This is a genomic window from Phycisphaerales bacterium (assembly GCA_016716475.1).
Classification (GTDB): Bacteria; Planctomycetota; Phycisphaerae; order UBA1845; family Fen-1342; genus JADJWG01.
This window is the reverse complement of the sequence record JADJWG010000004.1, coordinates 809,685-822,120: the sequence shown is the minus strand read 5'-3', so window position 1 is coordinate 822,120 and position 12,436 is coordinate 809,685. Positions and strand designations below refer to the sequence as shown.

The 12,436-nt window shown below is 67.1% G+C and carries 9 protein-coding genes and 1 pseudogene; 1 reads left to right on the top strand and 9 read right to left on the bottom strand.

Features of this window, described 5'->3' with window-relative positions; genetic code table 11:
* Positions 1–99: 99 nt before the first annotated feature.
* The 8 genes and pseudogenes from IPM18_17390 to IPM18_17355 form a co-directional block, all read right to left on the bottom strand.
* Positions 100–480 carry a transposase gene (locus IPM18_17390; protein ID MBK9121355.1) on the bottom strand — a complete coding sequence of 127 codons (381 nt, stop codon included), beginning with the start codon at positions 478–480 and terminating at the stop codon, positions 100–102.
* Positions 477–617 carry a hypothetical protein gene (locus IPM18_17385; protein ID MBK9121354.1) on the bottom strand — a complete coding sequence of 47 codons (141 nt, stop codon included), beginning with the start codon at positions 615–617 and terminating at the stop codon, positions 477–479. Before IPM18_17385 ends, IPM18_17390 begins: the two co-directional genes overlap by 4 nt.
* Positions 614–841, bottom strand: a complete 228-nt coding sequence (locus tag IPM18_17380; protein ID MBK9121353.1) for a transposase — start codon at positions 839–841, stop codon at positions 614–616. The genes IPM18_17385 and IPM18_17380 overlap by 4 nt, the downstream gene beginning before the upstream one ends.
* 1,453 nt (positions 842–2,294) lie before the next feature.
* Positions 2,295–2,645: pseudogene (locus IPM18_17375) on the bottom strand (recombinase family protein).
* Positions 2,642–3,157, bottom strand: coding sequence for a DUF2924 domain-containing protein (locus IPM18_17370; GenBank protein ID MBK9121352.1), 516 nt, complete (start codon positions 3,155–3,157; stop codon positions 2,642–2,644). The pseudogene IPM18_17375 and the gene IPM18_17370 overlap by 4 nt, the downstream one beginning before the upstream one ends.
* Before the next feature lie 510 nt (positions 3,158–3,667).
* Positions 3,668–4,903: an HlyC/CorC family transporter gene (locus tag IPM18_17365; GenBank protein ID MBK9121351.1), complete on the bottom strand. Its 1,236-nt coding sequence runs from the start codon at positions 4,901–4,903 to the stop codon at positions 3,668–3,670.
* Positions 4,904–5,236: 333 nt separating this feature from the next.
* The gene (locus IPM18_17360) at positions 5,237–5,878 is read right to left on the bottom strand and encodes a DUF502 domain-containing protein (protein ID MBK9121350.1); all 642 of its coding nucleotides are present in this window, start codon (positions 5,876–5,878) and stop codon (positions 5,237–5,239) included.
* A gap of 153 nt (positions 5,879–6,031) precedes the next feature.
* On the bottom strand, positions 6,032–6,721 hold the full coding sequence (locus tag IPM18_17355) for an exopolysaccharide biosynthesis protein (protein MBK9121349.1): 690 nt from the start codon (positions 6,719–6,721) through the stop codon (positions 6,032–6,034).
* Between the two features lie 764 nt (positions 6,722–7,485).
* Here IPM18_17355 and IPM18_17350 point away from each other — a divergent pair.
* The gene (locus IPM18_17350) at positions 7,486–10,260 is read left to right on the top strand and encodes an HAD-IC family P-type ATPase (GenBank protein MBK9121348.1); all 2,775 of its coding nucleotides are present in this window, start codon (positions 7,486–7,488) and stop codon (positions 10,258–10,260) included.
* Between the two features lie 820 nt (positions 10,261–11,080).
* On the opposite strand, the gene IPM18_17345 is transcribed toward IPM18_17350, so the two are convergent.
* On the bottom strand, positions 11,081–12,400 hold the full coding sequence (locus tag IPM18_17345; protein MBK9121347.1) for a hypothetical protein: 1,320 nt from the start codon (positions 12,398–12,400) through the stop codon (positions 11,081–11,083).
* Positions 12,401–12,436: the final 36 nt, after the last annotated feature.

The window sequence follows — 12,436 nt, the reverse complement described above, 5'->3', positions numbered from 1 at the left end:
GGCTCGTTCTTGTCTTTTTCCATTGTTGCTCTGAAGTTCTTGCCGTACGCCGCACACGAGGCTATCTCAAAACCTCTGAAAGCAAGAGAAGCGTACAGGTCATATGCAAGAAGCCGCTGAACAGGCAGCTCGACTTCTCCCAACGGATGCAGAGCCGACGGTAGTTCTGGATCCAGGAGATCGTCCGCTCCACCGTCCAGCCGCCGCTTGGCGCGCTGCAGCGGCCGGGCGGTCCTGTGTCACATTCTCCGGCTTGCGGTTGCCGCGATGCGGCGCGATCATTTCCATGCCGCGCTGTGCGAGCTCTTCGTCGAGCTTGTCGCTGTCGTACGCCTTGTCGCCGATCACGCGCGGCGGCGTCTCGCGCGTCAGCACGAAGTCGAACAGCGCCTGCACGCAGCGGCTCTCGTGGGCGTCCGCCGGCGCGGTATCGATCGCCACCGGCAACCCGCGAGCATCGACCAGAACCATGATTTTCACGCCTTTTCCGAGGTGGCCGCGCTGATCCCATCACCGCCGCCCCGGGCCTTGGCGAAGGTGCCGTCGATGAAGCATTCGTACACGCGGTACGCCGCCCGTTCGACCAGGGCGTCCGGCGGCCCGCATGGCCTGCTCAAAGAGCCCTTCGCGCGTCCAGCCGCTGGAACCAACGGTGCACCGTGGCCCGCGCGCCGAACTCGCGCGGCAGGTCCTTCCACTTCGCGCCGTTGTCCAGCATCCAGAAGATGCCGCGCAGCGTCCGCCGCTTGTCCGCGACGGGCCGTCCGCCCTTCGGACTCTTCGGCCGATCCGGAATCCTGTCCGCCAGCCAATCCAATTGCTCATTCGTGAGTGTCAACATGCATCATTGTACAAAGTCAACAGGTGTCCCGGTTTTGAGATAGCCTCACGTCTTCGCCTGCCTCGCCGCCATGAACTTGATTATTGCAACACACTCTAGGTCCTCGTGGCATTCCGCAAGCGCGTTAGCTAGACAGGCGAGGTGCGCAGCATCGCCACCACACTCGCTGTGTTGTGAGCCAGTGGAATCGGTCTGAGATCTCGTAGGGCAGAAGTCATGCTTGTACACCATCGCTCGCCCCGCGGGATAGGGTACGTATTCACACTTGATGTCATTTGCGGCATGGTGTTGCTCCTCGGCTGCGGTGCACCTGCGTGCAATTTCAAGAATACGGGCCCGACCCTTCGCTTCCTTGTTCCCCGGCACACTCGCGTCGATATTGTCACCGCAAATACAGACGCACGGGCGACACCCCCCCTGGCCATCCTCTTCGCACTTGGCGTAGCCCCGCTGCCCGGGATTGCTGCAGTCACAGGACTTGCAGTTGGGCGCGGGCCCTGGGTTTGTCGTCGGCTGCGCCGGTTGTGGCGATTGCGCGTGACAGGCAACCAAGCCGCTGTAGTCGAAGAACACCGTAGTCGCGTAGGTTGGGCAGCGGTACTCCGCTGCCCAACATCCATCTCACTCGCCCGCACTCCGCGAAATCCTCTCGAACACCGGCACCACGCGTACCCGCCGACGGCGGCACGCCCCATCCGCCGAGCCGGCCAAGGTGCGCACCGGTACTCCGGTGCCCACCATCCTTCGCACACCGCTGGTCCCGGTTCGCCCACACTCCGCGATATCCTCTCAAATCCCCGCGCCGCGCGCACGACCGCCAGCCGCCCGCCCAACCCCCCACGCACCAACGAGCCGGCACCCTGCCCTGAACACTTCGACCGCAGCCGCGCATGGCCGCACACCCTATGCCCGCGATTCACCAATCTGAACCGTCCGCTACCCACATGCGCCCCGATCACACTTCCCGTGCGCGCGGCCGTCCCGCCGGCCCCGCCGTCGCCAACATAACCCGCCTTACCCCCGAACTCCAACAAAATCCGCCCGCCCGCGGACGAAATCCGCTCGCGACCGCTCATCGCCGGCTCCCGCCGGTTGCCACCGCCAACGAGCCCGCCTGTCCTTGCCCCACGCCCCGCGCGCGCCAATCCTCATCCCATGGTCGCGCCCCTCCACACCCGCCACCGCCCTCAACCCGACCACCCTCCTCAAAATCTGCGTCATCTGCGAAATCTGAGGACCTTCTCCTCCTCCGCCCCAGCCCGCACGCCCACCGCTCTCCCGTTCCCACGCCGCTCCGCAAATTGCCCAGATTCACACCCGCACGCGCCACTTACTTACCCAACATCCAAGATTCCAAAACCGACTCACACGAAGTCGGAATCTTGGAATCTTGGAACAGTTATCGCGCACTTCCACCGCCGCCGCGTCGCAATCCCGCAACACACCGGCCACCCACCGAGACGAACGAGACCTTGTGCCGCTCGAAGACCTCCATCAGTTTTGCGAAGTCGAGCAGCGATCGGCTCAGGCGATCCACCTTGTACACGACCACGCAGTCGACCTTGCCGGCCTCGATGTCCGCCATCAGGCGCTGGACCGCCGGCCGGTCCATGTTGCCGCCGGTGAACCCCCCGTCGTCGTACCGGTCTGGCAGGCACACCCAGCCCTCGGCCTTCTGGCTGGCGATGTAGTTCTCGGCGCTCTCGCGCTGTGCGTCGAGCGAGTTGAAGTCCTGCTCGAGGCCCTCCTCGGTGCTCTTGCGCGTGTAAATCGCGCAGCGGACCCGCTTCCCGTTGCCGTTCACGCCTCCTCCGGTTTCTGGATGTTGAAGAAGTGGTAGCCGTTCCAGTGCGAGCCCGTGATCGCGTGGGCGACCGCGCTGAGCGAGCGGTACGCCCGGCCGTCATACTCGAAGCCGTTCGTCAGCACCTTCACCTCGTACAGGTGTCCCTTGTACGGGCGCGTGAGCGTCTGGCCTGGCATCGGCAGGCGATCGTCGCGCGACATCGCGATCTGCCCCGTCACCGTCTTCAGGTCGCCCGGCGCCGGCGGCATCGCCAACTCGCGCGGCGGCCGGCGGCGCAGATCCGCGTCCCGGGCGAGCTCTTGCGCCCGCCGGCGCGCACGCTCAGTCAGATCGCCTTCCGCCAAGGCTTGCAGCCGCCACGCGATCCGGCGAAACAGGTACTGGCGGTTGCCCGCCCGCGTTTCTTCACCGAACAGCTCGACGTGCCGCCGGCGCAGCTCCCTCACCGTCATCCGCCGCAGGGCGTCGATCTCGTTCGCCAGGTCGGCGGCGTCGTTCTTCGCGGCCATGCGTCTCTCCGTTTCTCGGGCCGTTAACCAGCCGGCACACTGAGCCTCGTTTCGCGGGAAAGCTCAAGGCCGCTTTCGGCAGATTCAGAGAGATTCGCGCGGGGGACGCTGGTGGACGCGCCGGGGCGAGGGATCGGCGGCGCCCTGTCAATCTGGATCAGGCGCGCCAGAGCAGCAGCGACGATCGAGATGATCTCGTCGCGAGGTTCCGTGGGCGCGACGTCGGCGGCGCGCGATGACTTCCGTGTCGCAGGCATGTGGGCTCCATCCCCGAGTTGTCGGGGGAGTTCACCCGCTACATCTGCGTCATAACGAGGTTTGTCGCGATTGGGCTTTCCGAAGGCAGTGGATGCCGCGCCAGTTCGCGAGTCCCTGCTGCCCAGACGGCCTTGCCAGTGTTCTCTCCTGCGGCATGCTCAGCGCGCTCGGTGAGGCCCCCGTCGGCTGTCCGATCCGCACGCGAGGAGCAGGAGCCTAGACACTTCGATCATCGCCCGCGGCCAGCATGCGTCAGTCGCTCAACTTCGTCGTCGCCGAGGCCTCGAAGACCCGCCCGCGTCTCACACGTCGCACCACGAACTCCACTCCTTCATGCCGCAGCACCTGTCCGGGTCTGGGGGGCTGGCCGAGTTCCCGCTCCAGCCACGCCGCGAGCGTCCCGATCGCGGCTACCGCGGGAGCCCCGAGCTTCACGGTTACTTCACGCGCCGGCACGCCGCCGCCAAACATCCAGGTGCCGCCGCTGAGAGCGTGGATGTGGCGCGGCAGCCGGTCGAACTCGTCCTCCAGTTCGCCCACCAGTTCCTCGATCAGGTCTTCCAGTGTGATCAACCCGAGGCACCGCCCCTGGGCGTCACGAGCGATCGCCATGTGTTCGTGCTGATCGATGAATGTGTTGAGCAGGTCTGAGGCAGAGCTCTCCGGCTCAACGAAGTGCACCGGGCGGATGATCCCCTTCAGGCTCGGATCGCTCGGATTCGTGCTCATGTAGTAGATCATCTCCTTGAAGTTCACATAGCCGATGACGCGACTGCGGTCGTCGCCCTCGCAGACCGGGAAGCGCGTGTGGGCGTCGATGTGGGCGGTGACGAGCGCTTGGTGCAACGATTGAGCCGTGGAGAGCATCGAGACCTGCTCAAGTGGGATCATGACCTGCTGAACGCTGGTCTGAGACAGCTTGGTCGCTCGGTTGATGATGCGCTCCTGGCGCGGCCCGATGTGCTCGGCGAGCCGCGCCATCATCGCCAGCGACGTGATCTCCTCCAGCGTTGCGGGAGCCCGTTTGTTCGTGCGTCGCCCCTCGAACGGGCGGTTGAGCAGGTGGAGGACGTGAATCACCGGCGTGAATAAGCGGATGGCCAAGACCAGCGGCCGGGCGATCCATACCGCTACCGTCTGGTTGAAGTGCACGCCGAGAGTCTTGGGCAGAATCTCCGTGTACTGGAGCATGGCGAACGTGAACAGCAGCGAAAACAGCCAGATCCACTGGTCACCGAAGAGCTCGTCGAACTGAGCCCCGGCAACCGACGCGCCGATCGTGTGCGCGGCCGTATTCAGGATCAGGATCACGGCGATTGGGCGTTCGATGTTGTTCTTGAAGCCGCGCCAGATCGATCCGATTCTGGCATGACGAGCCGACAGATCCGCCACCTGGCTGGGCGTCAGGCTCAGCAGCGCCGCTTCCATGAGTGAGCAGACAAACGATACGCCGAGCGCAAGTGCGACGGCAGCAACGAAGACGGTCACGTCGTGAATACCTCCGGCACAGGCAGTCGGACATAGCACCCACGCCACCGTTTCCTGCCGCCGACATCGGAGCGTGCGTGCCGTTTGCCTGGTGGATGATCGGCAGGGAGGGGCGCCCGCGGCGCGGCGGGTCTAGGGCGCAGTCACAGCCCGCTGTTCCGGCCTGTGGCCGGTCAACCGCACAGTGCTGGCTGCCGAGTGAGAGCGCCCGATCATGGCCCTCATTCTACCGAAGCGGGCCGCCGCTCGCCAATGTCCGTGGTCGCGGGCACGGCTCATCGATCGCCACGCCGCCGCCCGCCGCCCGCCGGCAGCTGCGGGCCCTGCGGCTCTTCATGCTGACGCCGCGCCCATCGCCGTTGGCGGTACCACGCCCATGGACACGTACACGCTTGTCAGGCGATCCATCCCGAACCCGGCCGGCTTCACCCAGCTCGCCGGCACGTACAGCAGGCCGCCACCAAACGGCACCGGTGCGGTCGGAACCAGTATGGCGACGTACGGCTGCCCGTTCAGTTCGATGGGCTCCGGAGCCGGCATGAGTGCGAGAACCACCACCCCGCCCTCACCTCCGAAGAAGCACCAGACGGGACTCATCGCACGCAGCGCCGACTCCTCCCGCGGTTCGAGCAGGCCGACAAAGCAACTGGACAGATCGTAGATTGGGCCGATCACCGGTATCCGGCGAAGCGTCTTGTCAGTGGCGTTCTTGAGCTGGCGGCGGAAGCGCGACTTGACCACGAGGCCGATCGCGTACGCGAGCATCAGGGCGGCCAGTATGCCGATCAAGTAGCCCACGAACACGTCGGTCGCGACGGCGAGCCCGATCGACGACAGGAACTTGCCGGCATAGCTCTGTGGGCCCACGAGCCGATGCACCGCCGCACCGACCCAGAGGAGCACGGCCACCGTAACTGCCAGCGGCAGAAGCGCCACGATTCCCGACAGCAGTGTCTTGAAGTGCGAACGCAACATGTTCACCACCTGCTCCGATTCGCGCCGGGGCGCTGGAGTCCCTGTTACCGCACAAGTCTACGTCGAACTGCTGAGCGCAGCGCCAGGGGGCTCCGTGTCCCGGAACCGCCGGGCACATCAGTGGCCGCCGCCGTCCGAGGCCGATCGCGCCGATCAATCGCCGCCAAACCATCCCTGAAGCTGATCCACGCCCCAGCCGACGCCCTGCGTGCCCCCCCAAGCCAGCGCGCCGAAGAAGGCAAGGGTCAGGGCGAAGGCCACCAGGGCGGCGACGGCGCAGTAGCCGTCGCGTTCAAGAAGGGCCGCTGCCGTCAACACGACCACAATCGCCGGCAGGAAGTTCGAGAACGGAATGGGCAACGGCAGCAGCAGCAGAAGCCCCGACACCAGGACCATCGCGCCGTAGGCATGGTGGAGTACGCCCTGATCCACCAGAATCGTCCAGCGCGGGCGCAGGCCCCACTCCAGGAAGCGGACAATACGCTGGCCGGCAGCGAGGAGCTTCGCGAAGAACCGGGGCGGCAGCGCCGTGTCTGACAACCTCGCCGGCAGCCAGGGCTTCTGCCGCAGTGCGAGACGGAAGCCGATCAGCGCGATCACCAGCCCGAACGGCGTGGAGAGCCCCGGCAGGGGGATGGGCGTGCAGAACGGCAACGCCAGCAAGATCAGCAGCAGCGTGTAGCCCCGCCCCTGGAGTACCTCCACCACCTCGCGCAGCGTCACCGGGCGCTCGGCGAACACGTGGACCAGACGCGCCAACTCCTCTGACAGCCGCAGAGTGCGGGACGACTCGGGCGCACTCTCCGCCACAGGCGTCGCACGCGGCAAGAGCGGATCGCTCAACGGCACTCCTGTTCGATCCCGTAAGCGCTTGGCCTGGATCGATTGCTGCCGCGGGTGTCTGCACAGCCCGGTGTCCCAGCGGCGCGCACCGGCCGACGGCTGCGGCCGGGGCCTCGGCCCGACCACGAGTTCCGCCCGCCCATCCCGAGCCTGCTCAGCCGTCCGTCACCATTCCGCAGGTCCGGCAGCCGCACCCCCACAATCGGGTGTAATCAGCATCGCAAGCCATGGCCACACCGCAACGGGTGTGCCAAGGGGGGGAAGCAGCGGGCGACACGACGTCCTCATGCGGGCTAATGACCTGCCCTGGACGGCGCGCCGGCGGTCACGCCGAGGCCGCTCCCAGCATTATATGGGCATGGATGGGGGCCGCAAGCGTCGCCGCGGCTCGCGCCGCACTACACCGGGTCCAGTGCGCCGGCACTCGCGCCGCGTGAAGTAGCCAGAACACAGGCTTGGTGCGCCGCGCGGTCGTCCACGCTCGACAGCCGCTGCTGCAGACCCAGCCACGGTCGGACGTCGCACGTCGTCACCTTGATCGCTCGCGGTCGCGCGTGATGACCAGTCTGGATCTGGTCCCGCCCCCGCCCGTCACCTATAATCCGCCCACATCGGGAAGTAACCAACCGCGTCGCGCGACGCGGACCCGCCGCCGTCAGCACGGAGCCGGCCGCCACGCCGCTCCCGGTTGCGGGCTGCTCCTTTGGGCAGAGGTGAAACCGCACGGCGTCGCCGGCGGTTCACCTGCGCCGGTCAGGAGCGATATGTCCCCCGCCGAACGGCTCGCCTCCCGCATCGCCGAGGCGCAGCGGCCCGGCGACGTTCCCTGGCACGCTTGGGACGGCCGCGACGTCCTCGCCGCCCTTGACGCGAATGAGGACGGTCTGACCGTCGCCGAGGCGGGCGCGCGCCTGAGCAGGCACGGTCCGAACGTGCTCCCGCGTGCGAAGCCGGATGGCCCGCTCACGCTCCTCTGGCGGCAGATCAACAACCCCCTGATCTGGGTGCTCATCGCCTCCGGCGCGGTGGCCGTGGCGGCCGACTGGCACGGCGAGGGACTCAAGAACGGCCTCGTCATCCTCGCGGTTGTCATCCTCAACTCGATCATCGGCTTTGTGCAGGAGTACCGCGCCGGCCGCGCGATCGAAGCGCTCACGCGCATGATGCCGGAATCGATCACCGCGCGCCGCGCGGGACGCCGCATCGCCGTGTCGGTGGCCGATCTTGTTCCAGGCGACGTGATCTTCGTCGGCTCCGGCGACCGCGTGCCGGCCGACGCCCGGCTGCTGCACGCCCGCGGGCTCCACGTAGAGGAGGCCGCCCTCACCGGTGAGTCGGTCCCGACGCAGAAAACGCCGGAGGCAACGCCGGAGTCCGCCGTCCTCGGTGACCGCCTCGGCATGCTCTATGCCGGCACGCTCGTCACCGCGGGCGTCGGTACGGCCGTCGTCGTGGGGACCGGCGCCGCCACGGAGCTGGGGCGCATCTCGGAGTTGCTCGACCAGGTAACGGACCTCGAAACGCCGCTGACGAAGGCGCTGAAGTCCATTGGCCTGTGGATCAGCGTCGGCATCGTCGTCGTGGCCGTCGTGATCCTGGCGGTCGGCGTCGCGCGAACCGTGGCGGAGACCGGCGTCGATCTTCTGACGGCCCTCCGCCAGACCGTGATCTTCGCCATCGCGCTCGCGGTTGGCGCGATTCCAGAGGGCCTGCCCGCGATCGTCACGATCGCGCTGGCGATCGGCGTGCACCGCATGTCGCGGCGCCGCGCGATCGTGCGGCTGCTGCCGGCGGTGGAGACGCTGGGCTCCACCACGGTCATCTGCTCCGACAAGACCGGTACGTTGACCCGCAACGAGATGACGGTCCGCAGCGTGTGGACGTCCGACGGCGCCGCGTTCGACGTCGAAGGCGTCGGTTACGAGCCGCAGGGCGCGTTTGTCCGCAACGGGGAGCCTGTCGCGGCACCGCCGCCCGACGTCGCCCATCTGCTGCGGGCGGCCGCGCTGTGCAGCGACGCTTCGCTGGCGCAGCATGACGGCCGCTGGACGATCGCCGGCGATCCGACGGAAGGAGCGCTCATCGTCGCGGCGCGCAAGGTCGGCGATCATGAGGATGCGCTGCGCGCGCACTACCCGCGCCGCGATGCGATCCCGTTCGAATCCGAGCGGCAGTACATGGCCACGCTGCACCCCAACGGCGACGGCGGCTGGATGATCGTGAAGGGCGCGCCGGAAGTCGTGCTGGAACGCTGCGCCGGCGAGGCGCCCGAAGGCGGCCGCCGCCAGCTCGCCGCGCTCGCCGGCGCCGGGCTGCGGGTGCTCGCCGTCGCCGAGCGCACGGGCCTGATCGCCGAGCGGATTGACGAGCACGATGTGCGGGACCTGCGTCTGCTCGGCCTGATCGGCATGATCGACCCTCCGCGGCAGGAGGCGATCGACGCCATCGCCGCCTGCCGCCGCGCCGGCATCCGCGTGAAGATGATCACCGGCGACCATCAGGCGACGGCCGCCGTCATCGGGCGGCAGCTCGGGCTGATCGATGAAGGCGGCAACGCCGTGCTGGGCGCGGCGCTCGGCGCGATGGACGAAACGGAGCTTCGCCGCGCCGCGCGCGAGGAGAGTGTATTCGCCCGTGTCGCGCCCGAGCACAAGCTGCGGCTGGTGCGCGCGCTGCAGGCCGAGGGCGAGGTGGTCGCCATGACGGGCGATGGCGTGAACGACGCGCCGGCCCTCAAGCAGGCCAACATCGGCGTCGCGATGGGCGTCACCGGAACATCGGTCGCCAAGGAGGCCGCGGCCGTCGTGCTGACCGACGACAACTTCGCCTCCATCGCGGCCGCGGTGGAGGAAGGCCGCCGCGTCTACGACAACCTGGTGAAGTCGCTGGCGTTTGTGCTGCCGACCAATATCGGCCTGGCCCTGATCCTGGTGGCGGCGGTGGCGGCCTTTCCGTTCAACGCCGCCACCGGCGAGCTGCTGCTGCCGATGTTGCCGGTGCAGTTGCTTTGGATCAATCTTGTCGCGGCGGTGGCGCTCGCGCTGCCGCTGGCGTTCGAAGCCCGCGAGCCGGACGTGATGTCGCGGCCGCCGCGGCCGCCGCGGGCGCCGATTCTCAGCCGCTTCATCGTCTACCGCACGTTCATGGTTGCGGCGCTGATGACGATCGGCGCGCTCACCGTCTTCCTGCTGCTTCGCCGCGGCCTTGCGGAGGCGAGTCCGGCGCGGGCCCAGACCGGCGCCGTCACGGCGGTGATCTTCTTTCAGATCCTCTACCTGCTCGACTGCCGGTCGCTGCGCGACTCGCTGTTGCGCATCGGGCTCTTCAGCAATCCGGTGCTCTTCATCGGAGTCGCCGTCGTACTGGTGCTGCAGGCGCTGTTCGTCTACCTGCCGCCGATGCAGCGGCTGTTCGGGACGGCGCCGCTGACGCCGTTCGACCTGCTGCTCTGCGCCACGGTCGGCGCGGCTGCGATGCCGCTGATCGCGATCGAGAAGCGGCTCCGCCGCCGCACGCGTCCGACGGCCGCCGGTCCGTGACGGCACGGTTCGACGGGTGCGAAAGCTGCCGCGCCACCTCGGCTGCACGGCGCGAGCGAACACGATGCGACTCTTGCATGAGTGTTGCGCGCTGCATCGTCCCAGGAATGTGCCGACAGGGCGCGCCGCCGTCTCCAGGGTTGCGTGGCGCTGGTGCGTCAGACCGGCCAGACCACGTCCGGCTTCCACAGTTCGGGCAAGACCTGCCGGATGGGCGGTGTCCACTTGTGGCCATGGCCATGCCAGCGGTTCCCTGCGTAGCCTTGGCGCGCAGTCGGCGCGGCAGCCGGCGCGGCCGGAAGAGGCAGAGGCATGCGCAGTATCGAAATCCCCGCGACCGCTTCGCGTTCCGAACGCGTGAGTTAACCACGAGAGCCGCGGCGGGGTGAGAGTCTGAGAGTCGGGCCCGGATCGGCCCCGAGAACCGCCCGTTCGGCACCGGCCCCCGCGTCGCCTCATCAAAACCGAGAGCGCGGAACTGCCCCGCCGAAATCGCCGTAACCCTTTGCCAACAACGGGATATAGCCGCCGGCGGCCGGTCGGCCCGCCGCTCGCCCCCTGTAAACAAACGGGTCCGCCTCGGTTTGAGACGGACCGTCGTATCTCCCCGAATGTAACCCTAGCAGTAACTCTCGCGCCGATGCGCGAGCGCGCTCTCCGATTTCGCGCCATGCGCAAGTCGCCACCCCAAAGCAACTTGCGCCTTCGGGCGAGTGGCAGTTGCTCTCGGGCTGTTAACACGGCACGGCCGGGAATGCCGCTTGCCCAGTGCTAACTGGAACTGCGGCTCCGGTGGAGAAACGGCGGCGTCCCACCCGGTTCAATGAAGCCAGTAGCGACGCCCCGTCATGTCGTAACCGAGTCCTTCGAGTACGCGGCACACTTCGTCCCACGCGCCGCGCCGTCCGTCGCCTTCTGCCGCGCGTATCTCGTCTTCGTGCAGCGCATGCAGCGCGTCGGTATCCCCGACACCCAGGCGTTCGAGAATCGGCCGCGTGTGGCGGGTCCATTCCAGCTTCTCAAGCGGCGTATTCGTTGGCGGCTCGACGTCTTCCGGCAACGGCTCGGCACGAATGAGCGGATCGATGTGGTCGGCGTACCAAAATGCCCACTTGAGCCAGCGGCGGAACGCCTCCTCGTTGTGCGGCTTCAGGTTCCCCAGGCCAACCTCGGTGTCAAGCACGGAAAGGTAATGGCGGATGCGTTCCGCCTCGTGCCACCGATCGACTTCCACCTTCAGCTGTTCGCGACGCTTCTGCTCTTCCGCTACATGTCGCTCGGCCGTCCCCCGACGCTGCTTCGCACGATCGCTCTGCCGCGCCGAAATCTCGTGATCCAGGCGCTCCTGTTTCTCGTGGTCGATCCGCCGCAGAAGCCCGGTGATGATCGAGTCAATCAGTTCCTCGACCCGTTGGCGTTTTCCATCCGCCCAGGTGCCCCGCAACTTCGCGTCCCAGGCGTGTTCAAGACGCAGCACGAGCTGCCCAGTGTAGTGGTGGTCATACCCCCAGCCAGATTTGGCGGGAGTACGCTCCTGTTTCTCCTCCAATTCCACCGCTACCTGGTCTTCCCCGACCGCGAAATATGTCGCATGTTTGGTTGCGTCATGCATGTGGCGATCCACGGTCACCGCACCGCCGACCGATTCCCAGCCTTTGATCAACGTGTCCATGATCCGCAGCGCCCGCGGGAGGGTGCCGCGCGATACGTACACGCTCAATGCCCTGGCGCGCTCGCGGTCCGTCGCCTTGCCGGCATCGACCGCTTTTCGGTATTCCTGTGTGACGACGATGAGCGGATGGGGTGAGGATAGCCTTTCCGGCACTGCCGTTGCCGCGGCTCGGAGCGGTCGTTCCGCCAGACTCTCAAGATCAGGGTCAAAGAACGCTCGCGCACCCGGCTCGCCTCCATAAAACCGGACTTCCTTGAGGCGTGGATCGGTCAGCGGCGGGAGTGGGATCTGGGGCGATTCCTTGCCATGTGCGAGCTTGGCCCAGTGCCCGCGCGGCGGGCGCGGGATGTCGTGGCGCTTGCAGGCTTTCGCCAGCGCTACGTCGCTGATCCCGTACTTCTTCGCCAGCGTAAGGCCGGGCGTGGACCAGACTTCCTTGTACAGGTCATCACGATCGATGGTAATCACGATGCTCGTCAATCACGTCTTGAATCCGCAACGGAT